Genomic DNA, 24,705 nt, shown 5'->3' with positions numbered 1-24,705 from the left:
AGCCCAGGTGAGCGTCGATGGAGTGTGGAAGGTCTTCGGGCGCAAGGCCCGCGAGGCACGGGAAATGGCCACCGCCGGCGCATCCCGGGAGGAGATCCAAACAGCGACCGGCAGCGTGGTTGCGGTGCGAGACATCTCCTTCGATGTCGCACCGGGCGAGACGTTCGTGGTGATGGGCCTGTCAGGCTCGGGCAAGTCCACCCTGATCCGGTGCGTCTCCCATCTGGTGGAGCCCACCGAGGGAAGGGTCAGGTTGTGCGACACCGACCTTACCCGGGCCGACAGTGCCACGCTGCGCAACCTGCGCCGACAGAAGATGGCGATGGTGTTCCAGCACTTCGGGCTGTTCCCCCACCGCAAGGTGGTCGACAACGTGGCCTACGGTCTCGAGGTTCAGGGTGTGGAACGCCGAGTGCGGCACGAGCGGGCCCGAGAGCTGCTTGACACGGTGGGCTTGGAGGGCTGGGGCGACCACTACCCCCAGCAGCTCAGCGGCGGCATGCAGCAACGGGTGGGGCTGGCCAGAGCCCTGGCCGTCGACCCCGAGGTGCTGTTCTTCGACGAGCCGTTCTCGGCCCTCGACCCGCTCATTCGCCGCGACATGCAAGACGAGCTGATCGACCTCCAGCTCAAGCTCCAGAGAACGCTGGTGTTCATCACCCACGACTTCGCCGAGGCGCTGAAGCTGGCCGACCGGATCGCCATCATGAACGACGGGGCCTTCGTCCAGGTGGGCACCCCGGTGGAAATCCTCACCGACCCAGCCGACGACTACGTGCGGGCCTTCACCCAGGATGCCCCGGTAGCCAAGGTGTTGCCGGCATCCTCGCTGATGCAGCCTCTCGATGGGACGCCCATCGATCCCGGTTGGACCCGGTTGGCATCGAGCACCCCGCTGGAGGCCGCGCTCCCCCACCTGTTGGGGTCCACCAATCCGGTGGTGGTCTGCGATGAGCAGCTCACGCCGGTGGGGCTGTTGCGCGGTCAAGACGTTGCCGGTGTTCTCTCTGAGAACCGCTGATGACGGCGGTAGACGAGGTCCGCGCCAAAGCCGCCGGGCTCCGCACTGCCTCTGAGCACAATCTGGCCCAATTCTTCCTGGCCGCAGGCACAATCGCGATGCTGGTCTTGGTGTTCCGGCTGTTCACCAATTTCGGGATCTTCCCCGATTCCTGGGACATCGGGCTGGCCGATCCCATTGACCGGGCCCGACGGTGGCTGATCAACAACCAGACCTCCCACTGGCTTTACACCGTCTTTTTGAATCCGATCACCGACGCCATCGACTGGGGCATCCGACGATTGGAGTCTATCCTCAAGTGGTTCCCGTGGTTCTCCTACCCGCTGTTCACCGGACTGGGACTGTGGTGGACCCGGGGACGGATCGCGGGAGCGCTGGGCCTGGCCAGCGTCGCGCTCATCGGAGTTGTCGATCTCTGGGCGGAGTCCTTCGCCACATTGGCGTTGATGAGCGTGTCGGTGCTCATCTCGGTGGTGATCGGCATTCCGCTGGGCATTGCGGCCTGGCGCAAAGAGTCGGTGGCCAAGGTTGTGCGTCCCACCCTGGACGCCATGCAGACCATGCCGGGGTTCGTCTACCTCATCCCCTTCGTGCTTTTGTTCGGGTTCGGACGCGTCCCGGCCTTGATCTCCACCGTGATCTTCGCCTTGGCGCCGGTGGTGCGGCTCACCGAGGTGGGCCTGCGCACGGTGCCCCAAGTCACCGTCGAGGCGTCGGAGATGTTCGGCGCCACCGAGCGCCAGACACTCCGGTTGGTGCGGCTCCCCCAAGCCCGTCCGGCCATTTTCGCCGGCATGAACCAAACCACCATGCTGGCCATGAGCATGGTGGTCATCGCCGCATTCATCGGTGCCGGCGGCCTAGGCCAAGTAGTGCTGCGGTCTATGCAGAACATCGACGTGGGAAGGGCATCGGAGGCAGGCATCGCCATTGTGATCATGGCTATCGTGTTGGACCGCTTCTCCACCGGGTTTGCCACCGCCGATCCGGGTCGAGATGCCCGTGTTATGCGATGGCTGTCTCCAGCGGTATCGGTGGTTGCGGTAGCCGGAGGCATCCTCGGCCAAAACGAGTTCCCCGAGTCGCTGAGGTGGCAATTCGCCCCTTATGTGAACGACGCGACCGATTGGGCCCGCGACAACCTCTACGACATAGGCGGCTCGGGTATCGGGACCGGCCCGTTCAGCGACTTCGTCACCCTGGAGTTCGTGACCCCGCTGCGCGAGTTGCTCTCAGCCGACATCCCGTGGCCGGCCATGATCGGGATCGGCGTCGTCTTGGGCCTGTGGGCCCGGGGCATCCGCCTGGCCATCGGCATCGGAGCGGCGTTATTTGCAATCGGGTTCTTGGGCATGTGGGAGCTGTCCATGGACACCCTGGCCCAGACCATCGTCGGGGTCGCCATCACCCTGGCCATCGGCGTGCCGGTGGGCATCATGACCTCCCACAACGACCTGCTCCGATCCGCCCTGAAGCCGGTGCTGGACTTCTTTCAGACCATCCCCAGCTTCGTGCTTCTGGTGCCGGTGATCACGCTCTTCCACGTGGGGCGCATCCCCGGAATCATCGCCTCGGTGATCTACGCCCTGCCCGCCGCAGTCCACTACACCGATCTCGGGCTTCGCCGGGTGCCCGCCGAGATCCATGAGGCGGCGGAGAGCTTCGGGGCCACCCGCGGACAGCGCCTCAGGCGGGTCGAGATGCCGCTGGCCGCTCCTGAGCTGATGGTGGCGGTAAACCAGGTGATCATGCTCATTTTGGCCATGGTGGTGATCGCCGGATTGGTGGGCGGTGGCGGTCTGGGATTGGAAGCCGTGCGGGGCCTGCGGCGCAGCGACGCGGTGGGCCGGGGCTTCGAGGCCGGCATCGCCATCGTGCTGTTGGCCAGCATCCTCGACCGCCTCACCCGGGCCATCGCCGACCGCCTCCGCCCCCCAGCCGCGGTCTAGACAGAAGAGATCAGCGGCTGTCCTCGATCCACGCCGCGGTTTCGGCGGCCTGCTTGGTGCCGTCAAAGGAGATGCGCTGGCTGGGCTCCACCTCCAGGATCACCCGCCGAGGGGAGTCCAGAAAACGGGCGAAGTGGCGCTGTGTGTCCTTGTCGGGATGCAGGGCGGCGGCCAGATTGGGATAGAACCAGGCCTTGGTCTCATCGTCGTCGTGGAGGCGGCAGATGCCCTTGTAGGTGACCGTCTGCCTCTGGGGCACCCCGGAGGCACCCGTGCTGGTCACCACTATGCACACCCGGGGGTCTCGGCGGACCGCGGCGATGCGGGCCCGCTGGCCGCTGGCCGTGAGCCAGAACCGGCCTTGGCGCCAGATGAAGCTCATGATGACCCCCACCGGCCACCCCTCTTTGTTGGCCCAGATGAAGGTGCACTCCGTTTGGGCGGCCAGCATGGCCTCCTCGGCATCTGTGTCCAGCCACCACCCGGTCACATCTTCGTAGTCGGGCGATCCCGCCCCAGATTGGTGTTCGTCGCTCATTGCTGCCTCCGCTTGCTCAGCCCCCGGCCATTGTTTGTACTTGGGATCGGGCGATCTTTCCCAGAGGGCTGCGGGGAAAGGCTTCCACGAAACAGATCTCGCTGGGAACCTTGAACGAGGCCAAGTTGGCCCGACACAGGCCGATCAGGTCTTCTGCCGTCACTTCGACGCCAATGGCTGGCTGTACGAAGGCCACCACCACCTCGCCGAGGCGATCATCGGGCCGGCCCACTACACAGCACTCAGCCACCCGGCTGTCGGCCCCCAGCACCCGCTCGATCTCGGCCGGATAGATGTTGTTGCCACCCCGGATGATCAGCTGGCTGCGGCGCTCCACGATGTACAGCTCGCCGTCGGCGTCGAAACGGCCTAGATCGCCGGAGTGGACCATGCCGCCTCGCAGCGTCTCTGCTGAGAGCTCAGGGCGGCCCCAGTAACCCAGCATGGTGGGATACACCCCGGCCCACCGGCCGTCGCGACGGGGGCCGAAGCAGATCTCCCCCACCTCTCCCACCGGAACGGGCTGGTCATCGTCATCGAGCACCATCACCTCGATGTGGGGCAGCGGGCGCCCGCAGCTTCCCTCGATGATCGGCCGGTCGAGATCTTGGCGGGCCACCAGTGTTGGCCCCTCGGTAAGGGCGTAGCTGGTGGCGGGCTTGGCCCCGAAGCGCTCTTCGAATAACAGCTTTGCTGCTTCGGGCATTCCCGCTCCGCCCACCCGGGGCTTGGTGACGCTGGCCAGGTCTTCGGGATGGATTTCGGGATGGGTCAACAGGTCGTAGGCCACCGTCGGAACGACTGCGAAGTGAGTGACGCCCTCCTGCCTTATCCAGCGGGCCAGCGATACCGGGTCGGGGCGGTCGGCAATTGCACACGTGGCAAGTGCCTGAACGGTGGTCAGCGGATTGAGCACTTGCAGATTGAGGATCGTCAGCGGTTGGACGCAAAGGAACACGTCATCGGCGTCGTAGCTGCCCCGAAAAGAGGCCACCGCCCCTTGCAGCAGAGCATTGTGCTGGCTGTGCATCACCCCCTTGGGATGTCCGGTGGTGCCTGATGTGTAGGCAATGGCGGCAACTGCCAGGGGATCGACCTCGGGCCACGGATCAAGGGGATCGGCGCAGGCCACCCGTGACCGCCACTCGTCCAACCCAATGACGCGGGGCGTGTCCCCTTCCTCTGAGGGGTCAGCGGCCAGAAACAGGGAAGGGTCGCAATCATCCAACAGATAGCGTTTCTCGGGTGGAGCCAACACGGTGTGGACACCGACAAACACGGCGCCCCGGGCCCAGATGCCCATGAGCGCTACCACGATGTCGACGTCGTTAGGAAGGCACACGGCCACCCGGTCGCCGGCCTGAACCCCGAGCCCGTCTAGCGCGGCAGCGACTCGGGCTACCTCGTCGGCCAGCTCGACATAGCTCAGCCGCCCGCTAGCCCCCACCACCGCGGTCTTGTCCGGAACCTCGGCCACCGACCGGTCCAGCAGCGGACGCAGCGACAGCGCACGGCTGAAGTCGATCGAGGGTGCCTCCGCGGTTGGCATCAAACGCAGATGGTACGCGGATGCCGGCCATGCCTCTATCCTCGGGCCATGAGCCCCTCTATCGCATTCGGCACCGGAAAGGTCCCCGAGGATCTGTCGACCTACGGGGCCTGGGCCCGCCAAGTCGAGAATTCCGGGTTCTCGATGGTTGTGGCCGGTGACTCCCAGTCACTGTGGGCCGATCCGTTCATGACCCTCACCGTGGCCGCCAATAACACCGAGAACGCCCTGCTGGCCACCACCGTCACCAACCCGGTCACCCGCCATCCGGCGGCGGCCGCGTCCACCGCCATGGCGCTCCAGCAGATTTCCGAGGGGCGATTTCGCTACGGGATTGCCTCAGGCGACAGCGCACTGCTCAACATCGGGGAGAAACCGGCCAGCGTGGACTATCTGCGGGACTACACCGCGGCGGTCAAAGCACTCAGCAACCGCCAAGTGGCCCACTGGGAGGGCAGGGAGCTGCACATGCGCTGGGGTCCGGCCCCGGTACCGGTGTGGATCGCAGCTGAGGGACCCCGCACCCAGTTCATGGCCGGGCAGATCGCCGACGGCGTGATCCTGTCCAACAGCCTTCCCGCCGACGTGTGCGAGATCGTGCTGGGCAACATCGCCGAGGGCGCCCGCTCAGTGGGCCGTGATCCCGACGAGATCGAGGTGTGGTGGTTTGCCAACCTCTTGTTCGCCGAGTCTGAAGAGGCCGGTTTGGAGCAGATCAAGTTCTTGATCGCGGGCACTGCCAACCATGTATACCGGTTTCACATGGACGGCAAGGGCCTTCCCGAAGACATCAAGCCCAAGGTGGCGGCCATGATGGCCGAGTACGACAGTCGCCACCATGCCTTCGCCGACGGTGCCAACGTGAATGCCGGGCTGGCCGACAAGCACGGACTGACCGAGTTCCTGGCCAGCCGGGGCACCATCGCTGGCCCGCCCGAATACTGCATCGACCGATTGACCGAGTTGGCCGAACGGGGGGTGAACAAGATGGTGTTGGCCCAGTTCATGGAGGACAAAGAAACCTGGATGCGGACATTTGCCCAGCACATCGCCCCTGTTTTCTGCTGAGGCTCATTAGGCCACGCAGAATGGGCTAAGCCGCTCGTCTCAGCCTGGAACTCCATTGAGACGGCTATTGCGTCAGACTTATTTGTTAGTTATGCTTACAAACTAGTGCGAGGGGCCTCAGATTCACGACTGCTTCGGCTGCTAAACGGCCAGCGAATTGTCGATGCCATGTTCGATGCTGCCCCCCAAGGAATCTCCCGGGCAGACATCTCCCGAGTGACCGGGCTGTCCAAACCGACGGTTTCCAACTTGGTGGCAGATCTGGAGCAATCGGGACTGATTCGCCTGTCCGCTACCCCAACCACATCCGGGAACGTCGGGCGACCAGCCGCTCTTTACGAGTTCGTGCCCGAGGCAGGATTCGTTGTGGCGGCCGATGTCGGGGCCTCCAAGATCATCGTCGGCGTGGCCAATCTCCTTGGCACAGTGATCGCCGAGCAAGAGCTGGAGACCGGCCCGAACGCCGAGACAGCGCTCAACCGCGTAGCGGAAACGGCCCGTCAGATGCTGTCGGAGATCGGAGGGCAGGCCGGATCGGCCTGCGTAGGCGTCCCCGGCATCTACCGCCCGCATTCAGACAGCGTCGAACAGGCTCTGAATCTGCCCGGCTTTGAGGGGCTGCGGGTTCGAGCGAGGCTCGAAGAGCTGCTCGATATGGAAGTCCACGTGGACAATGACGTGAATCTGGCTGCACTAGCCGAGGCGGACCTAGACATCGACCAAACCAACTTTGCGGCCATCTCTATCGGCACAGGAATAGGCATGGGCATCATCGTGGGCGGAGAGCTGTACCGCGGTGGAATTGGAGCAGCCGGAGAGGTTGGCTCGCTGGTGCTGCACGACTCGCCCGCCGACTCCAATTCGTCTTTCATCCTGGAAGACGTCTCATCGGCCCCCGCCATCCGCAAGCAATTCGGACAGGCAGCGGAGTCCGGACACCCGACAGAGCTGCATGGCAGCGCCGATGTGCCGGAGATCTTCGATGCAGCTGCCCAGGGCGACCCGGCAGCCGTGCATGTCTTGGAGAACGCGGCGTCCGCCATGGCGACCGCAGTCATGCAGCTGTGCCTGATCATTGACCCAGAGCGGATCGTGTTCGGCGGCGGCGTGGGGGCCAATCAGGTGTTCGTGGAGGCAGTAAACGCCGACCTGCATCGACGGCACTCCCAACCGGTGGAAATCTCCGCCTCGACGCTCGGGCGGCGCGCCACATTCCTCGGAGCTGTGTCTTGGGCGCTTGACGAGCTGCACGAGTCGCTGGTCACCGACACACTCGGGAGCCAGCGGTGACCCCCACGGCCGTTGCCGATGCCGTCAACCCCGACGGACTTGTAGAGCTCGTCCAAGAGGCCGTCCGCATCCCCAGCGTGACTCCCCATGAGGGGGAATTCGCCCGCTGGGTGCATGGGCAGCTCCAAGATGGGGTGTGGGACAAAGCCCGGCTCTCCCCTTGCGCCAACAACCGCCCAAATGTCTACGCCAGCGCCGGACAGTCAAGTCCCTCGTTGGTTCTGGCCGGACATCTCGACACCGTGCATGCCGACGACTGGAAGGCGCACTGGGCTGGGACCGACCGCGCTGATCCCTATTCGGCCCCGATCATCGACCGGGCGATCTGGGGCCGGGGGGCCGCGGACCAAAAGGCAGGCATCTGCGCCATTCTTGAGGCCTTCCGAGCCATCGGTCGAACTGGCTGCCAACCGAAGGGCCGCATCACCGCGCTGTTCGTATGCGATGAGGAGTCAGGCCAGTCCGGCAGCGGCGTGTCGGCCGGCATGAAGACAGCCATCACCGATGGGGTCATTCCGCAAGATCACCCTCCCGACTTCCTCATCTATACCGAGCCCACAACCTCGGCCATCTACACCGCGCAAATGGGCTTTCTAATTGCCCAAATCACGCTTACCGGGCAGTCGGCCTATTTTGGGCGGCCTGAGCTCGGTGTGGACGCGCTCGAGGCAGGTCACCGCCTTTTGTCTGCACTGTGGAAGCACTCTGATGATCTGCGCGCCCAGCCCCAACACCCTCTGATCGGCCCGGCATTCCTGCTGGTCACCGAGGTCAACTCTGGGGGAAGCATCGCCGTGCCTGGACAGTTCAACCTGTCTTTGATCCGCAAGGTCCTCCCCGGAGAGAGCCTCGACGCCGCGGCGGACGCCATCCGAGACATCGCAGCCCAAGTGGCCTCAGATTACAAAGTAGAGGCTTCGGTAGAGTTCTCCGCCCCGCGCGACCACCCGGTGGGCGGCACTCCAGACGAGATCCCCACCGACCATGCCGCGGTGCAGGCTCTGGGAGAGTCTATTTCCGCGGTAACGGGCGATGCACCCCGGATCGAGGCCGCTCCTTTCTGGTCAGAGAAGTCATTCCTCGCTTCGCGAGGTGTCCCGGGCGTTTACTTCGCCCCCGGTGACATTTCCAACTGCCACACCCCGTTCGAGCACGTTGAGATCGACGAACTCATAGCCGCCACCCGCACCCTGGCCCATTTCGTGGCGTCGTGGTGCGGTCTCGAACCAGCCCCAACCACCTAACGAAGGAGAAAACCATGCACCCACACAAGAGATCGAGATGGCTCGCACTCAGCGCCTTGCTTGCTGTCTTCGTTCTGTTGGCCGCAGCTTGCGGCAACGACGACGACAGCGAAAGCGACGCCCCGGCTGCACCGGCAACCGCCGCGCCCACTGCGGCTCCCGAGCCGCCTGACGAGCCTGCCCCTGAGACCACGCCCGAGCCGGAGCCCATCGAAGCAGAGGCCCCGGCGATGGAGGCCCCGGTAACCCAGGGGCCGAACGGCGAGCCAGCCAGTCCATCAGGCGACATCATGCTGACCGCCGACGAGCTGAGCCAGATACAAGAGGGCGACTACACCGCCGCCCTTCTCTGGCACATCTCCGGCGCGTTCACCGACGCGGTGAGCCAGGGGGCGCGCGACGCCTTCGCCGAGATGGGAATCGAGGTGGTAGTCGAGACCGAAGCCGGTTTCGACGCCGCCCAGCAGGCCAACGACGTCGAAACCGCCATGGCTCTGAATCCCGACATCATCCTCAGCCTCACCATCGACCCGGTCTCCGCGGCGGAGGGCTTCCGGCCCGCCGTGGACGCTGGGGTGCAACTCGTGTTCTTGTCGACTACTCCCGAGGGGTATACGCAAGGCGAGGAGTTCGTGGGGGTCGTCACCGACGACTTGGCCGCCATGGGCATAGCCGCGGCCAATTTGCTCGGCAATGCGCTCGGCGGTGAAGGCGAGATCGGCTTCATCTTCCACGACGCCCCGTTCTACGTGACCAACCAGCGCGACCAGGCGTTCAAGTCCTGGATTGAGATCAATTTCCCCGGAATCCAGATCGTCGCTGAGCAAGGTCTTGCCGACCCCGCGACCGCGGAGGACATCGCTTCTACCATGCTGACCCGCAACCCCGGCCTCGATGGCATCTATGCCCCGTGGTCGGCCGGCCCTGCCGATGGCGTGCTGGCCGCGCTGCGGGCGGTGGGCGCCAACGATGTGGCCGTGGTGACCATAGACCTGGACACCAACGTCTCCCTCGACTTGGTGGAAGGCGGCAACATCGTGGGCATCGCGGCTGACGAGGCCTATGAAATCGGGCGCACAATGGCCACCGAGGGCGCATACGGTCTGCTCGGGAAGGAAGCACCGCCATTCGTGGTTGTACCTGCCATAGAGGTAACCGCCGACAACATCGTCGAGGCATACAGGGTGTCGCTGGCCGCTGATCCACCGCAACAGGTGCTAGACGCCCTCGGCGGCTAGACCTGGGCAGGTGACCAGAAGATCGATCCACAGACAGGCCTCGACCGGACTCCCCTCCCCGGTCGAGGCCTGGATCGACCGCTACAAACATGACGGCGGCGTTCGTCGGTTCGTTGTCTACTTTGCGTTCGCGCTGATTCTGGTGACGTTCAGCATCATCCTGCACGACGACGGTTTCCTCAGCTCCTCCAACCTGCTCAATATCGGCCGGCAAGCTGCCCCCATCGCGGTCATGGCGGTGGGGATGGCCTTCGCCCTGGCCGCGGGGGAAATCGACCTCTCGGTTGGCTCAGTGGTGGCGCTCTCATCGTTGGTGGCCGCGGAAATGGTGGGCAATCACGGATTCCTGGTCGGCGTGCTTGCGGCCCTGGGGACATCGGTGCTCGTCGGCCTGGTGAACGGGCTGATCACGGTAAAAGTGCGAATCCCGTCTTTTCTGGTCACGCTGGGGATGCTGGGCATCATCAGCGGGATTGCCCGCAACTGGAACGACTTGCAGTCTCTGCCCATCCGCAACGACAGATTCAGCGGGATTTTCGGCGCTGGCGGACTGGGCCCTGTCTCTTCGCTGCTCATCTGGATCATCGTGGTCGGCGGCCTTGGCCATATTGCGCTTCACCATCTGCGCTGGGGACGCCACGTCCTTTCCACCGGCGCCGACCGAGACGCGGCCAACGCGGTGGGGATCAACACCGCTCGGGTGAAGATCTCGGCCCTGGTGGCCAGCGCCACCGCAGCAGGCTTTGCCGGGATTCTCCTCGCCGGTCGGCTCAGCATCGGTAGACACGACCTGGGCGAAGACTACCTGCTCACCGTGATCGCCGCGGTGGTAATCGGCGGGACCAACCTGTTCGGCGGGAGGGCTTCAGTGGTCGGGGCTGTCACTGGAGCCCTCATCATGGCCATGCTCAACAACGGCCTCATTCTCATGGGCCTTGAAGTGGCCGATCAGCTCATTGCCCGAGGGGTGATCATCATCTTGGCCGTGGCCTTGAGCATGAGAGAGGCCAAGGAGGCCTAAACGTGTTCCTGCGATCCCTTCTGGACAAGAACCCGGCCTTCGTGGAAGCCGTTGTGGCATTGCATCAGGCCGGTTCCATCCCGGCCAACAGCTATGCGATCGACCTCGACGCGTTGGCGACCAACACCTCACGCCTTATGGATGAGGCCAAGAAGCTGGGATTGACGGTGTACGCCATGACGAAGCAGCTTGGTAGGGCGCCAGGCGCCCTCGATGCCATGAGCGGTGCTGGAGTGGACGGATATGTTGCAGTGGACATGGGCTGCGCCCGGCCCATTGCCGCCAACGGGCACAACCTCGGACACATCGGCCATCTAGTACAGGTGGCTGCGGCCGAAGCCGGCGAGGCCATGGCCATGCAACCGGACTACTGGACTGTGTTCTCGCCCAACAAGGCGGCAGAGGCGTCGGCTGCCGCCTCACGAATCAGACGGGTTCAGGATCTGCTGGTACGGGTCTTTGCTCCCGACGATAAGTTCTACCCGGGCCACGAGGGTGGCATACCGCTCGAAGACCTACCCGCGATGATCGCCCACATCGCCGGGCTGCCCGGAGCCCGGTTCGCCGGACTCACCACGTTTCCGGCGCTGCTGTTCGACCCGGCCACCGGCCGCGCCCGAACCACTCCCAACATGGCAACCCTGGCCCGGGCTGTGGAGTCGGCTCGGCGGCATCTGGGCCGTGACCACCAGGAGTTGCTCCAGATCAACGCCCCGGGTACCACGTCCACCGCGGTGCTGGCCCAGCTCGCCGATGCCGGCGCCACCCAAGTGGAGCCGGGGCACGGGCTCACCGGTACCACTCCCCTGCATGCGGTGGGCGACCTGCCCGAGCGACCCGCGGTGTGCTACGTCAGCGAGATCGCCCACATCCATCAGGGCACGCCGTTCTGCTTCGGCGGAGGTCTCTACATCGACCCGGTTTTCGGGGACTACCAGACCACTGCTGTGGTGGCCCGCGATCCCAGCGAAGCGGCCACCAAGCCCATTCCCGTGGACATGCCCGACCCTGCGGCCATCGACTACTACGCCAAACTCAACCCCGCATCGGATCGCAAGATCAGCGAGGGCGACGCCGTGGTGTTCGGCTTCCGCATCCAGGCCTTCGTGACGAGGGCATTTGTCGCGGGCGTGGCCGGTGTGCGGTCTGGAGCGCCGTCGGTCGCCGGTATCTGGGACGTGCTGGGCAACCCTGTGAACTGGGAGGGCAGCCGATGAGCATGACTCCCGCGCTGGCTGCTGTTGGAATCTCAAAATCATTCCGGGCCGTGCAGGCTCTCAACGACGTCTCCATCGAGTTGCGCCATGGTCGAGTCACCGCGCTCTTGGGCGATAACGGCGCCGGCAAGTCGACGCTGGTGAAATGTCTTGCCGGCCTCTATCAGCCCGACGCGGGCAGCATCTTCGTCGAGGGCACTGAGCATCGCATCAACTCCTCACGTCACGCTCGCGAGCTGGGCATCGAGACGGTTCACCAAGCCTTGTCGGTCATAGACCCGCTCGATGTGGCGGAAAACCTCTTCTTGAATCGGGAGCAGACCCGGGGTGGATGGATGGGTGAGCGCATCGGCCTGCTCGACAAGCGGCGCATACGCGAGGAATGTGCGGCCACGCTGTCAGGCCTCGACATCCGGATCCCGTCGCTGCGGCGCTCAGTGGGCTCGCTTTCGGGCGGGCAGCGCCAAGCGGTCGCCATCGGCCGAGCGGTGGCGTGGGGCCAGAAGATCGTGCTGCTCGACGAGCCGGCCGCAGCACTCGGCGTAGAGCAGACCCAGAGAGTCCTCGACCTCATCGCCAACATGCGAGATCAAGGCGTGGCGGTTCTGCTCATCACCCACAACATGGACAGAGTGCTGGCGGTCTGCGACAAGGCGGTCGTGCTCTACCAGGGCCGGAAGTGCGCCGAAGTCGACGTTCCCGATGTCACCAAAGACGACCTGGTGTCGTTCATCACCGGTGCCCGCGGCACAGGGTGAGCGCCGAGGACCAGCGGTGCGCTTCCACATCGCCGCCGATGCCGCAGCCACCGCCGAGATGGCAGCCGACTCTGTGGAAGGTGTTATTCGGTCGAATCCCCGGGCAAGCATCGGGCTGGCCACCGGCGCCACGATGGAGGGGGTTTACCGCTCTTTGGTCAGGAGATGCCAAGAGGGCTCGCTCAGCTTCGCCGAAGCCACGGTCTACCTGCTCGACGAGTACATAGGCCTCGATGCCGACCACCCGCAGGCCTACCGAAACGTCATCACAAGGAGCTTCACCGAACTTGTCGACCTGCGCGATGACGCGGTGTTTGCCCCCGATTGCCGAGCACCCGACCTCGACACAGAAGCCCGGCGCTACGACCGCCTCGTGCGCGCCGCTGGCATTGACATCCAACTTCTCGGAATCGGGAGAAACGGCCACATCGCCTTCAACGAACCCGGTACGCCATTCGATGCCAAGACCAACGTGGTCTCGCTTAGCAAGGCCACCAGGCGGGACAACGCCCGCTTCTTCGACTCAGCAGAAGAGGTTCCCCTCCAGGCCATCACCCAGGGGACAGGGACCATCCTGCAAGCAAAGCAGATCCTGCTCGTGGCTCAGGGATCGCACAAGTCGCGACCCATACGAGACGCTCTGGAAGGGCCGGTGACAAGCGAAGTTCCGGCGTCGGCGCTCCAACTTCATGGTGACGCCTCCGCGGTCCTCGACCTCGAAGCAGCTTCTCGCCTATCGACTGACCAACCGCAGGTTTGACGTCTAGCCCAAGTTGAGCAGGTGGCCGAGGCGCTGTTGTTTGGTGCGGAGGTAGTCCATGTTCTCGGATCTAGGGGCCACTTCTAGGGGAACGCGGCGGGCTATCTCCAAGCCGAAGGAGGCCAGGCCGTCATGCTTGGTGGGGTTGTTGGTCATCAGCGCCACTCGCTTGACCCCCAACTCGGCCAAGATGGCCGCTCCAATGCCGTAGGTACGATCGTCCACCGGCAGGCCGAGTTCCAGGTTGGCGTCTACCGTGTCGCGACCCTGGTCTTGAAGGGCATAGGCCTGCACCTTGTGGCCGATGCCGATGCCTCGCCCCTCATGGCCCCGCAGATACACCAGAACACCGGTGCCGGTGGCGGCGATGGCATCCATGGCCGCGTGGAGCTGGGCCCCGCAGTCGCAGCGCCACGAGCCGAACACGTCTCCGGTGAGGCACTCGCTGTGTACTCGTACCAGCACCTCGTCGGCTAAGTCCACGTCGCCGAGGGCGAATGCCACGTGCTCTTCTCCGTCGTCCATTGATTCGAAGGCGTGGCAGGTGAACCGGCCCCAGTTCGTGGGCACCTCGGTGGTGGCGATCAGCCTGATCTCCGGTTGGCGTGTCATGAGGTGGCCCTGAGAGTACCCCTGAGAGAAGCGAAACTGGCAGCCAAAGCGACATACGCTTTAGCCGTGAGATTCGGGGTGATGATGCAGACCACCGATCGGTCGATGTCGCCGGTGCGCCTGGCCCAGGAGTCCGAGGCCCGGGGCTACGCCTGCATCTACCTGCCCGAGCACACTCACATCCCGACCAGTCGGCGCACCCCGCCTCCCACCGGCGAAGACCAGCTGTCTGAGACCTACTTGCGGACCCTGGACCCCTATATCGCCCTGGCCGCCTGCGCCCAGGCCACCACAACTGTCGGGCTGGGAGTGGGAGTGGCGCTGCCCGCCCAACACGACCCCATTGCTTTCGCCAAAGAGTGCGCCACCCTCGACTGGATGAGCGGAGGCCGTCTCGTGCTGGGAATCGGCTACGGGTGGAACCACGAAGAGATGGAGAACCACGGCATCGACGTAAGCCGACGCCGAGCGCTGGCCAGAGAGCACATTCTCTGTGCCCAAGCGCTCTGGGCGCAGGAAATTGCCGAGTTCCACGGCGAGTTCGTCCACATGGAGCCCTCGTGGAGCTGGCCCAAGCCGGTCCAGCAGCCCCGCATCCGCACCATCATCGGCGCCGCTCCCGGTCCGACCACCTTCGCCCACATCGCCGAGTTCGGCGACGGCTGGATGCCCATCGGCGGGGCCGGAATGCGGGCGGCGCTCACTGATTTGGGCCAGGTGATGGCCGCCGCAGGCCGTAGCCTCGACGAGTTGGAGCTCATCACATATGGCACCCACCCCGACCCCGGCAAGCTGGCCTACTACCGCGACCTCGGCATCACCGAGGTGGTGCTGCGATTCCCCCACGGCGGCTCAGCCGACGAAGTAATGCCCGTGCTCGACGACTACACCCGCTGGATCAACGAATTCGGCTCTGTCTAATTGCCCGTCGCTCTGCTTGATTGCCCGGCACTGTGTCTGATTGCCCGGCGATAATCCGCCGCGCGGGGTGCCTGATGGCTCACTCCTGGCCGATATCTAGAACAGTGCGGACCACGCCGCCGGTGTCCAATTCGTCTAGGGCGGCGGTGACGTCGTCTAGGGGGCGGTGCTGGGTGATCAGCTCGTCGAGCAGTAGCTCGCCAGATCGGTAGAGGTCGAAGATCCACGGGAAGTCCCGAGCGGGAGAGGAGTTGCCGTACATGCTGCCGGTCAACGCCTTGCCGAAGTAGATCTCGGTGGCATCGATGTGGAACGGGGTTCCCGCCGGCGGCCCACCCACCATCACGGCCAACCCGCCCATGCCGATCGAGTTCCAGGCATTCATATAGGTGGCGCCGGTGCCGATCACCTCAAAGGCGTAGTCGGCACCCCGCCCGCCGGTCATCTCCATCACCGCGGCCACCGGATCGCCGTCGGACGCGTTCACCGTATCAGTGGCACCGAATTGCTCAGCCAGAGCTAGCTTGTCGTCCAGCAGGTCCACGGCCACGATCTGGGCCGCCCCCATGAGGCGGCAGCCCTGGATCACGTTGAGGCCCACACCGCCGCAGCCGTAGATCACGCAAGTGCTGCCCCGACGCACCTGGGCGGTGTTGACCGCCGAGCCCACCCCAGTGGGAACCCCGCAGCCCACCAAACAGGCCACATCCAAGCCCACGTCGTCGGGCACCGGAACCGCCTTGGAGTAGTGGACCACAGCCTGGGTGGCGAATGATCCCACCGTGCAGAACGAGTGGTGGATCTCTCCGTCCCGCTCGAAGCGGTGACCACCGTCGTAGTAGGTGCCGATGGGGAAGGCGGGCAGCTCCCGGCAGCGGTTGGCGAAACCTGTGGCGCACGACCGGCACCGTCCGCAGCTGGCCACCAGGGAGAGCACCACTCGGTCGCCGGGGTTGATGCCGGTAACGCCCTCCCCCACATGCTCGACCACCCCAGCCCCCTCGTGGCCCAGGATCATGGGGGTCTCCCAGTCGCGGTTGCCGTGGTACACGTGCAGGTCGCTGTGGCAGATGCCGCTATGGGTGATCCTCACCAGCACGTCCTGGGGGGCCAGGTTGCAGATGTCCAGCTCGACGATTTCCAGCGGCGCATTCGGCTCCCGATACACCGCAGCCCGCGTCTTCATGGCTATTCCTCCTATTGGTGCGTCCTATTGGATTGCTGCCAGCCATTCCCGCAGCTCCCGGACGCCCCAGTGCCAGCGGTATTCCCCTATGCCCGACTCGCCCTGATAATCCCAGTCCACAAAGCCGTTGCACGAGAATGCGTTGGTGGACACCTTCTCGATGGTGCGGGCCACCCGTCCGTCGAATCGGTGGGATCTGCCCCGCTCGTCGACTAATTCATAGACAAGGGCAGTGGTGCGGTAGCTGTCCAACTCGAATCGGCCGACGCCTTCGGCTATGCGGACGACGTCACCTCCGTCCAGTAGGTAGCCGTGGGTGATGACACAGGAATCAGGAGCGTCGTTGCGGGTCTGCACCAAGAAATGGAAGTCGTCGCCCCAGTGGCCGTCGTCGAAGTTGCCGCATCCGAGCCGGGGCACCGATTCCCGGCGGGGCCCCCACGAGTGATCGCGATTCACCGCGCAGTCCACCTCGAAACGCTCCCCGTTCACCATGACCTCTCCCGAGACGTGCAGGGTCTGGTCTATGTGGCCGTGGGCCAATTTGGCGTCTGTGCGCTGGATCGACCCAAATCCCTGACCCGCACCGGCAACCTTGGTCTCCCCCACTTCTACTGGCGGCATCAACGCGGTGTACTCCAGATCGAACACCGTGCCGTCAATGCCGTCGTAGCGGACTTCCCAGCGTTGGAATGCCTCGGTTTGGCGCACCGCGATGCCGTTGTCGAGGCGGTAGTCGTCCAAGTTGTGGGGGGGCATGGGCATGGCGAAGCGGTCATCGTGCATGTCGTCGGCCAAGGCCCCGGTGGCATCCAGCCCCCGGTCGGAGTACACGAATACATTGGCCCCGACGACGCCCAGCGTGGGCCGCCACACCGAACGCAGGTGCCCGACCATGGCCTCCTCGGGGACGAAGAAGCAGAACCAGTTGGTCTCCACCCAGTTCCAATCCCGAAAGCGGGGCTCGTGTAGAAATCGGTCCCGTCGGCTCAACCGCGTTCCCGGTGCAGGGTTGCTCTCTCCCATCGCTATGTGACCGTACTCTGCGGACGAGCCCTGACGTTGCCGTCAAAGGCATCTGGGGATCACTCAGGACCTCGATCGAGGCCCGCGAAGCCGTTGGATCGGATCACGGTGATGGCCCAGAAAACAGCCAATATCCCCCCGAACAGCAGCAATACGAACCGCATGGAGACCAAGTCACCCAAATAACCGCCGATCAACGAGCCGATGGGCAGCCCAGCCAGCACCGACATCAGCCACACCGACATCACGCGGCCCCGATACTGCTCGTCCACCTGTATTTGCAGGGCGCTGTTCACTGTTACGCCGTGGGCCATGTGGGCCGCCCCGAACACAAAGTAACCCAAGAGCCCAAATGCCAGCCACGGGGTGACCCCCACGAGCAGCACGCCCAGGGCGTACACCCCCACCGCGGCCATCTCCACACGGGAGCGGAGGTGACGGTCGCCATAGCGGGTCACATACAGGCCCACCGCCAGCGATCCGAATCCGAATACCGCCGTGAGCCAGCCCAGCCCGCCGTCGCCCAAGGCGAACACGTCATCGGCCACGCTGGCCACGAGTGCAAACGCGAATACCGCTCCGACGGCGGCCACGACGAACGACGTGGACACCACCAAACGCATCTCCGGACGGCGCCAGATGTATTCCATGCCGTGGCGGAACTGCAACCAGAACGGCTCCTGCTCAACCGGCTCCGCCACGCGAAGCCTCATCGGGGCCATCAGCAACAAGCCGGCGCCAAATCCAACGATAGTCACCGCGAATGCCGGTCCCGGACCCCAATACAACAGGGTGAGTCCGGCCAAGGCCGGACCGATCGCCCGCCCGGCTGTGAACGACAGCGACACGAATCGAACCGCCGACAGCAAGTCCTCCGGCGGCACCAACAGCGCAGTCATGGCCTGGGTGGGAGCCCACTGAAACCCCGACGCCATCCCCACCACCACTTGGATCGCGAGCATCAGCCACGGAGTCAGCTGGTCGGAGGCAAACAGAACCAAGAACGCGGCCGAGCAGGCCAACTGGGTGAAGAACGACCCGAACAAGATGGCCTTGCGACTGATCCGATCGCTCCAGATGCCCGCAACCGGGGTCATGATCAGCGACGGGATCAGCACCGCGAAAGCCGAGCTCCCCACCCAGAAGTTCGAGTCGGTCAGCTCGTTCATGTAGAAGGGCACGGCCAGCGACTGCATGAACTGGCCCGAGGTGGCAATGGACACCCCTATAAAGAACAGCAAGAACGATCGGTGGGAAAGAGCGCGGAGGGCAGTAGGCGGGGCAGGCACGATCAGCCGACAGTACTTGCCCCGACCACAAATCTGGTCGTCTGGCCTCGGTGTGCGAACATCAGCCAGTGCCCCAGCATGAACTTCAGCCCGAGCTGGTCCGCAATCGCCACGGAAGCGGTGCGTTCCGCCGGCGGCTGCGTATGATCGCACCTGATGCCCGGACCGTGATCGTCGGTATCGAGGACGACATGCACCACTACGAGGCCGCGCTGTACCACGACAGCCAGCGGATAACCGAAGTGGCCGCCACTGGCCCCCGGATGCCGTGGGAGCCGTGCTCGGGAGCGCTCGACCAACTCCAGAGCCTGGTGGGCTGTCCCCTGACCACCGCTGCTTCCCAAGTCTTCGCGTGGACTGAAGTACGCCAGCAATGCACCCACCTCTACGACGCGGCCGTTTTGGGAGTGCTCCATGCTGCCCGGGGGCATATCGGCACTCGCCAGTACGACGCAACCGTCCCTGACTGGGACCAGCCTCCGTTCGACTCCTGGATTGAGCGGGACGGGGAGGAAATTTTCCGCTGGAAGATGGCCAAAACCCTCGAAATCGAGTCCCCAGCGCCATTTTCTGGCCGAGCCATCAAGGGCGGCTTCGTCCGCTGGTGCGAGCAAATGTTCGACTCCGACGGCGCAGAGGCCGCTTGGGTGCTCCAGCGCACCACCTGGCTCTCCGGGGCCCGGCGCAGCGAACTGGAGGATTGCGACGACGCCATCGAGTCGGGGCTGGTCTCCGGGGTTTGCTGGACCTCCCAACCTGAGCGCTACCAAGTTGCCTTCCGGCGCCGGGGCACCTTGCGCGATCACGGTCCCAGCCCCAACGGAATGCTCGTCGACATGCCCGCGCGCTGGCCGCAACTCCGCGCTACCTGAGAGACTCAGCGACATGGCAATGAGCAGAACAGAGGAAACTCTGTTCGCCGAGCAGTTCCAATCGATCACAGCCAACATTGGCCGGGCCATTTTGGGGAAGCCCAATGTGCTGGATCTGGCCGTGACCTGCCTGCTGGCCGAGGGGCACCTGCTCATCGAGGATGCCCCCGGTGTCGGCAAGACCAGCCTGGCCAAGGCGCTGGCAATTACAGTGCAGGCCGAATTCGGCCGCATCCAGTTCACCCCCGACCTGCTTCCTTCCGATGTTGTGGGAGCCACAATCTGGAACCGGACGGCAAATACCCTGGATTTTCAGCCTGGACCGGTGTTCTCGGGAATCGTGGTGGCCGACGAGATCAATCGAGCCTCCCCGAAAACCCAATCAGCGCTTTTGGAAGCCATGGCTGAACGGCAGGTCACCGTTGACGGCACAACCCACAGCCTCCCTCGGCCGTTCATGGTGATCGCCACCCAGAACCCGCTGGAGCATGAGGGCACCTATCCGCTGCCCGAAAGCCAGCTCGACCGATTCCTGATGCGAATCGAAGTGGGCTACCCCTCTAAGCAGGCAGAGCTGGACATTCTCGAAGCCCACGGCGCCGACGGCCCGTTGGACACTCTTCGCCCCGTATTGGATTCCCAAGCAGTCACCGCGCTGGCTGACCGCGCCAGCGCGGTGTTCGCGGCTCCGGGGATCAAGCGTTATCTGGTGCAGATCGCCAATTCCACCAGAGATCACCCCAGCCTCATTTTGGGGATGTCCACCCGGGCCACATTGGCGCTGCAACGGGCCAGCCGGGTGCGGGCGGCCTCCCAGGGGCGGGATTACGTTCTTCCCGACGACGTGAAGCAGCTGGCTGTGCCCGTGTTGGCCCACCGGCTGCTGTTGAACCCCCAAGCCCGGGCCCAGGGCACACCGCCCGCTCAAATCGTGGACGACATCATGAGCTCGGTACCGGCCCCGGTCGACTGACTCCCCGCCTCTGATGGCCGAACGCCCCCCTATTTCGCCAGGGACGACCTCCCCGGTCGACTAGCAAGCCGCCGACCATGCTCACCCCAACGGGCTGGCTGCTCTTGATCTCTTCCACTGTGCTGGTGGCGGCCGGCCCGGTGTTCGGCGCCAGCGAGCTGCTGGCCGTAGGCATCGCCGGCGCCTCGGTAGCAATCCTCTCGTTGGCCTACGTCAGAGTCCGCCAGCCCCTGCGGATAACAGCCCTGTCGCTCAAACCCCAGCAAGTACATGTCGGCGACGACTGCCAAGCGCGCATTGAACTGACCAACCCCAGCCGCCTGCGCAGCCCGGTGCTGCGACTGGCCGACAACCAATCTTTCTCCACCGAGAGCTCAACCGACTATTTCCTGTCGCTAGACATGCTGGCAGCCCCGATCCCGGGCCGAGACCAACTGACGGTTTCCTACCGGCTGCCCACAGCGAAGCGAGGGCGGCTCAAGACCGGACCGCTCGACCTGACGCTGACCGATCCGCTTGGGCTTTCAAAACGGCGCTTCGAGATCGGCGACGCCGCTGAGGCGTTGGTCTATCCCGCTGTGTTCCCCGTCAGTCCCCCCCCTCGCTTGCCCGGCAATACCTTCGAGGCAGTACGGCGCAGCCCCATGGCCCAAAGCGGTGACGAGCTGTACGGGCTGCGCCCGTTCCAGAGGGGCGATGACCCTCGGCGCATTCACTGGCGGTCGTCGGCCCACCACGACGAACTGATCGTCCGCCAGTTCGAAGAGTTCTCCCATACCCACACCACCGTTCTTCTGGACACCAGGGATGTCCTAATGGACTTCCAGTCGGCCTTCGGAGACGACGAGCGGTTCGAAGCCATGGTGTCGGCCGCCGCCAGCATCTGTCGGGCCAGCCAGCGCCGGGGAGACCAGGTTCGTCTGGTGACCACTGCGGATTTCGACAGCGGCTACGGGTCGGACTCTGCCCACCTGCACAAGATTTATCGGCACCTGACCTTGGCCAGTCCCGACTTCGGCAGCCTGTTCGGCGCCGTCGAATGGCTCAGCCGAGGGCAAGGCGGCGGACTAGTGGTATTGGTGGCGGCCGCGGTGGACGGAACCGAACCGGGGTCGCTGACATCGTTGGGCTCGCACTTCAGCTCCAAGACAGCGGTGCTGTTCGCCGATGACGAGCCAGCCCAACCGGAGCAACTGCCCCCGGGGTTCATCCCCGGCACGGCCCTCCTAGTCATCGACGAACCCATGGGATTCGCCGCCGCGTGGGCCGCCCATACGGCCTCCAGCGAGGATTCCTTGATCATGCCCAAACCGGCGGGATCAACCGCTCCCAATCCCAGCCCATGATCGCCTCTCCAGGATCGAATCACCGATGGCCAACCGGGTGGGAGTACGCGTTGGAAATTGCTGGGCCGATTCTGACCGCCGCCACTGCCTTCAGCCTCATCCGGGTTTTCGAGGGAAACGGCTGGATTCTGCCCGTGTTCGGGGCTGCCGCAATCAGCCATCTGCTGGCGCTGGCCATTCGCCGCATCGGCTGGGGAATGCTGATCTCCACTCTGGCCACCGTCGTAGGTTTGATCCTGACGGTCACATGGTCCCGCTACTGGGCAACCACCTTGTGGGGCCTGCCCATCGGGGACACTTGGACTGCACTTGCCGATGACCTAGAGCAAGCCTGGACCTCCTTCGGCGACCTCAGCCCCCCCGTGGAGCCGCTGGACGGTTTCACCGTGAGCGCTATGGCCGGATTGTGGCTGCTCGCCTTCCTCAACGACTGGACCGCGATGCGAATGCGGACCCTGTTTGAACCCATGGTGCTGCCGATTGCCGCCTTTGGCTTCATGGGGCTGGTGGGCGACGACCAGCACCGGGTTCTAACCATTGGGGTGTTTACTGCGGCCCTGCTGCTGTTTACCTCAATCCACCGGGTGGCAACCCGCACCGCGGATGCCGCTTGGTTGGGAGGCGAAGACCGGGCGTCAGCTGGGCGCCGGTCGCTCTTGACCGGAAGTGCGGCGATTGCCGCAGTGGCGTTGGCAGCCGGGGTCGCCACCGGGCCGGTTCTGGGCAACAACGAAGACCCGATCATCGACCTGACCGAGACCATCGAGCGGAGCAGGAGGAGTGCAGGGAGAGTGGTGATCAGTCCCCTGGTGGACATCAGGGGCCGTCTGGTGACCCAAGCCGAGACGGTGATGTTCCGGGTACGGGCAGAAGAGCGGTCTTACTGGCGCCTCACTTCGCTAGACCAATTCGACGGACGGGTGTGGACATCACGAGCCGATTACGCTGCTCGGCCCACACAGTTGCCGTCCCTGTTTCAGTCGGGCTCCAGCCTCGAGGAATCCGTCCAGGAATACAGCATTGAACAACTGGGCGCGGTGTGGCTGCCCGCTGCATTCGAACCCCGATCCCTGGTGGCGAGCACTGGTGGTGTGAACAATTTCGACATCGGCAGTAGCAACCTCAACAGAAGTGACATCAGCTATGAGCCCTCTTCTTCCACACTCATCGTGGGCCGCTCACTGGCCAGCTCCAACGGACTCACCTACTCCGTCTCATCGGCGCTGCCCCGATTCGACCCCGAGTTTCTCAAGGCCATCCCCCTTGATACAACTCCGGTCCCCGCGGTGGCTTCATATACCGCGCTGCCGTCCGACTTCAGCCCCCACGTGAAAACGCTGGCCGACCAGCTAACCGCGGGGGCCAGATCAGGCTACGAACAGGCTCTGGCCCTTCAGGGTTTCTTCCGCAACGGGGGCTTCGTCTATGACGCCAATGTGGCCCCCGGCCACTCCGGAAACCGGATCGAGGAGTTCTTGGATACTCGAAGGGGATATTGCGAGCAGTTCGCCGGGACATTTGCCGCCATGGCCCGGTCGCTGGGACTGCCCGCTCGAGTGGCGGTGGGGTTCACCGTGGGCGAGGCCGACCCGGACGACCCCGACCTCTATGTGGTGCGGGGAAGGCACGCCCACGCCTGGCCTGAGGTCTATCTGTCCGGGGTTGGCTGGGTCGCCTTCGAGCCCACACCAGGCCGAGGAGCTCCCGGCGCTCAGAACTACACCGGTTTGGCCGAGGATCAAGCAATCACCGGATCCGACCTGGTGATGCCCGAGGAGGAATCGACTACCGACCGGCCCGACTCCGTGGTCCCCCAGACCGACTTCGAGAGTCTTATCCCCTCCCAGCTGGAGGATCTAGGAGGTGTACCGCCATCGGCCAGCAGAGGCCGCGGCGGGTTGACTTGGAAGACATGGATTTCCATTGCCGCCCCCCTTCTGGTCGTCTTGCTGATATTGCTCATTCCTTTGTTCAAGCGAGTCCTAAGTCAGCGGAGATTCTTGAGGGTCCAGGGCAACCGGGGAAAGATCAGGCTTCTTTGGGATGAGGCGGTCGAGTCTCTAGCTCTTATCAATATGGCCCCCCGGCTCGACGAGACGTACGCCGAGTTCGCCCGTCGGGCCATCGAGCAAGTCCCGCTCCACAGCCCTGACTTGCGCCAACTGGGCGAGCTGGCCGCGGCCGCCACTTTCGCTCCAACTGAGCCCACCGACCACAACCAGTGGCTGGCCCGGACTTGGTCGCTGTCGGTGCGCGCCGAAGTCAATTTCAGGGTGAGCCGCCAGCAGAGGCTGATCGCCGCCTTCAATCCTCGACCGCTCATCAGTTCACGGCGGCGGGACCGGCGGGGGCGAAACCCCTGATCTAGGGGAGAGTCCGGGTTAGTCGCGCCCGGTTTGCTCGGCGCCGCCCCGGCGCAAGCGATTGAGGATGCGACGGCTCGGCGACCGCAGATAGCTGCTCACATCGCCCCGGCTGATGCTGTCGCTGATCTGCTGAAGCCCGAACCGCCCGAGCTGCCGCAGGTTGCTCCAGCCCCAAAGCGACGCGGCCAGCATGACCAAAAACCCCAGAAACGACAGCCAAAACGATGTGGAAAGAGTCAGAATCATGTACACCAGCCCGGCGATGAAGGCCAGGATGGCCAGCCGCAGATTGCGGGCCGGGTGGGTGAACACCGTGGTCCGGCCGACCTCGCGGGCCAGTGCCGGATCGGTTTCATAAAGCTGCTCCTCTATTTCGCTGAGGATCCGTTGCTCGTCCTCGGAAAGTGGCACCTGCTAAGTGTCTCACAGGCCGGCTCTCCAGACAATGCCAGCTGACCTAC

General features: G+C 64.5%; 22 protein-coding genes. 15 read left to right on the top strand and 7 right to left on the bottom strand.

Annotated features, from left to right (window positions below; genetic code table 11):
- Positions 1-7: 7 nt before the first annotated feature.
- Both ACOOGG_RS15235 and ACOOGG_RS15230 read left to right on the top strand, forming a co-directional pair.
- Positions 8-1,021, top strand: a complete 1,014-nt coding sequence (locus ACOOGG_RS15235; protein ID WP_420436538.1) for a quaternary amine ABC transporter ATP-binding protein — start codon at positions 8-10, stop codon at positions 1,019-1,021.
- Positions 1,021-2,970 carry an ABC transporter permease gene (locus tag ACOOGG_RS15230; protein ID WP_420436536.1) on the top strand — a complete coding sequence of 650 codons (1,950 nt, stop codon included), beginning with the start codon at positions 1,021-1,023 and terminating at the stop codon, positions 2,968-2,970. The genes ACOOGG_RS15235 and ACOOGG_RS15230 overlap by 1 nt, the downstream gene beginning before the upstream one ends.
- A 10-nt stretch (positions 2,971-2,980) precedes the next feature.
- Here ACOOGG_RS15230 and ACOOGG_RS15225 read toward each other — a convergent pair whose 3' ends face one another.
- Positions 2,981-3,508, bottom strand: a complete 528-nt coding sequence (locus ACOOGG_RS15225) for a pyridoxamine 5'-phosphate oxidase family protein (protein WP_420436534.1) — start codon at positions 3,506-3,508, stop codon at positions 2,981-2,983.
- 16 nt (positions 3,509-3,524) lie between these two features.
- Positions 3,525-5,057, bottom strand: a complete 1,533-nt coding sequence (locus ACOOGG_RS15220; RefSeq protein ID WP_420436532.1) for a class I adenylate-forming enzyme family protein — start codon at positions 5,055-5,057, stop codon at positions 3,525-3,527.
- A 48-nt stretch (positions 5,058-5,105) separates the two neighbouring features.
- Here ACOOGG_RS15220 and ACOOGG_RS15215 point away from each other — a divergent pair, with 48 nt between their 5' ends.
- The 8 genes from ACOOGG_RS15215 (at position 5,106) to ACOOGG_RS15180 (ending at position 13,653) form a co-directional block, all read left to right on the top strand.
- Positions 5,106-6,125 carry an LLM class flavin-dependent oxidoreductase gene (locus ACOOGG_RS15215; protein WP_420436530.1) on the top strand — a complete coding sequence of 340 codons (1,020 nt, stop codon included), beginning with the start codon at positions 5,106-5,108 and terminating at the stop codon, positions 6,123-6,125.
- 168 nt (positions 6,126-6,293) lie between these two features.
- Positions 6,294-7,415 carry an ROK family transcriptional regulator gene (locus ACOOGG_RS15210; RefSeq protein ID WP_420436528.1) on the top strand — a complete coding sequence of 374 codons (1,122 nt, stop codon included), beginning with the start codon at positions 6,294-6,296 and terminating at the stop codon, positions 7,413-7,415.
- Complete coding sequence (locus ACOOGG_RS15205; protein ID WP_420436526.1) at positions 7,412-8,659, top strand: M20 family metallopeptidase; 1,248 nt, start codon at positions 7,412-7,414, stop codon at positions 8,657-8,659. Before ACOOGG_RS15210 ends, ACOOGG_RS15205 begins: the two co-directional genes overlap by 4 nt.
- Positions 8,660-8,673: 14 nt before the next feature.
- Positions 8,674-9,897, top strand: a complete 1,224-nt coding sequence (locus ACOOGG_RS15200; protein ID WP_420436524.1) for a substrate-binding domain-containing protein — start codon at positions 8,674-8,676, stop codon at positions 9,895-9,897.
- Positions 9,898-9,907: 10 nt separating this feature from the next.
- On the top strand, positions 9,908-10,918 hold the full coding sequence (locus ACOOGG_RS15195; RefSeq protein ID WP_420436522.1) for an ABC transporter permease: 1,011 nt from the start codon (positions 9,908-9,910) through the stop codon (positions 10,916-10,918).
- 2 nt (positions 10,919-10,920) lie between these two features.
- Positions 10,921-12,135, top strand: a complete 1,215-nt coding sequence (locus ACOOGG_RS15190) for an alanine racemase (RefSeq protein ID WP_420436520.1) — start codon at positions 10,921-10,923, stop codon at positions 12,133-12,135.
- On the top strand, positions 12,132-12,893 hold the full coding sequence (locus ACOOGG_RS15185) for an ATP-binding cassette domain-containing protein (RefSeq protein WP_420436518.1): 762 nt from the start codon (positions 12,132-12,134) through the stop codon (positions 12,891-12,893). Before ACOOGG_RS15190 ends, ACOOGG_RS15185 begins: the two co-directional genes overlap by 4 nt.
- Positions 12,874-13,653 carry a glucosamine-6-phosphate deaminase gene (locus tag ACOOGG_RS15180; protein WP_420436516.1) on the top strand — a complete coding sequence of 260 codons (780 nt, stop codon included), beginning with the start codon at positions 12,874-12,876 and terminating at the stop codon, positions 13,651-13,653. Before ACOOGG_RS15185 ends, ACOOGG_RS15180 begins: the two co-directional genes overlap by 20 nt.
- 3 nt (positions 13,654-13,656) lie before the next feature.
- Here ACOOGG_RS15180 and ribA read toward each other — a convergent pair whose 3' ends face one another.
- The gene (gene ribA, locus ACOOGG_RS15175; protein WP_420436514.1) at positions 13,657-14,265 is read right to left on the bottom strand and encodes a GTP cyclohydrolase II; all 609 of its coding nucleotides are present in this window, start codon (positions 14,263-14,265) and stop codon (positions 13,657-13,659) included.
- Positions 14,266-14,331: 66 nt separating this feature from the next.
- On the opposite strand from ribA, the gene ACOOGG_RS15170 reads away from it, so the two are divergent.
- The gene (locus ACOOGG_RS15170) at positions 14,332-15,186 is read left to right on the top strand and encodes an LLM class F420-dependent oxidoreductase (RefSeq protein ID WP_420436512.1); all 855 of its coding nucleotides are present in this window, start codon (positions 14,332-14,334) and stop codon (positions 15,184-15,186) included.
- Positions 15,187-15,265: 79 nt separating this feature from the next.
- Here ACOOGG_RS15170 and ACOOGG_RS15165 read toward each other — a convergent pair whose 3' ends face one another.
- Genes ACOOGG_RS15165 through ACOOGG_RS15155 form a run of 3 tightly spaced genes read right to left on the bottom strand, consistent with a single transcriptional unit; the run spans position 15,266 to position 18,687 of the window.
- A complete protein-coding gene (locus ACOOGG_RS15165; RefSeq protein ID WP_420436510.1) occupies positions 15,266-16,372 on the bottom strand; it encodes a Zn-dependent alcohol dehydrogenase in 1,107 nt (368 codons plus the stop codon).
- A gap of 24 nt (positions 16,373-16,396) precedes the next feature.
- Positions 16,397-17,398 (bottom strand): DUF7065 domain-containing protein, encoded by a 1,002-nt coding sequence (locus tag ACOOGG_RS15160; RefSeq protein ID WP_420436508.1) that lies wholly within the window; start codon positions 17,396-17,398, stop codon positions 16,397-16,399.
- 59 nt (positions 17,399-17,457) lie between these two features.
- Entirely contained in the window at positions 17,458-18,687 is a 1,230-nt protein-coding gene (locus tag ACOOGG_RS15155; protein ID WP_420436506.1) for an MFS transporter, read from the bottom strand.
- Positions 18,688-18,755: 68 nt separating this feature from the next.
- On the opposite strand from ACOOGG_RS15155, the gene ACOOGG_RS15150 reads away from it, so the two are divergent.
- From ACOOGG_RS15150 to ACOOGG_RS15135, 4 genes are all read left to right on the top strand, one after another.
- Positions 18,756-19,559, top strand: coding sequence for a DUF2889 domain-containing protein (locus tag ACOOGG_RS15150; RefSeq protein WP_420436504.1), 804 nt, complete (start codon positions 18,756-18,758; stop codon positions 19,557-19,559).
- 19 nt (positions 19,560-19,578) lie between these two features.
- Positions 19,579-20,532: an AAA family ATPase gene (locus ACOOGG_RS15145; protein ID WP_420436502.1), complete on the top strand. Its 954-nt coding sequence runs from the start codon at positions 19,579-19,581 to the stop codon at positions 20,530-20,532.
- 77 nt (positions 20,533-20,609) lie between these two features.
- Positions 20,610-21,878, top strand: coding sequence for a DUF58 domain-containing protein (locus ACOOGG_RS15140; protein ID WP_420436500.1), 1,269 nt, complete (start codon positions 20,610-20,612; stop codon positions 21,876-21,878).
- Positions 21,794-24,241 carry a transglutaminaseTgpA domain-containing protein gene (locus ACOOGG_RS15135; protein ID WP_420436498.1) on the top strand — a complete coding sequence of 816 codons (2,448 nt, stop codon included), beginning with the start codon at positions 21,794-21,796 and terminating at the stop codon, positions 24,239-24,241. The genes ACOOGG_RS15140 and ACOOGG_RS15135 overlap by 85 nt, the downstream gene beginning before the upstream one ends.
- An 18-nt stretch (positions 24,242-24,259) precedes the next feature.
- Here the strand turns inward: ACOOGG_RS15135 and ACOOGG_RS15130 are convergent, their stop codons facing one another.
- On the bottom strand, positions 24,260-24,655 hold the full coding sequence (locus ACOOGG_RS15130) for a DUF3040 domain-containing protein (protein ID WP_420436496.1): 396 nt from the start codon (positions 24,653-24,655) through the stop codon (positions 24,260-24,262).
- Positions 24,656-24,705 lie beyond the last annotated feature (50 nt).

Source organism: Candidatus Poriferisocius sp. (assembly GCF_965214065.1).
GTDB lineage: Bacteria > Actinomycetota > Acidimicrobiia > Acidimicrobiales > Bin134 > Poriferisocius.
Note: the sequence above shows the minus strand (reverse complement) of the source record. Positions and strands in the feature narration are given on the sequence as shown.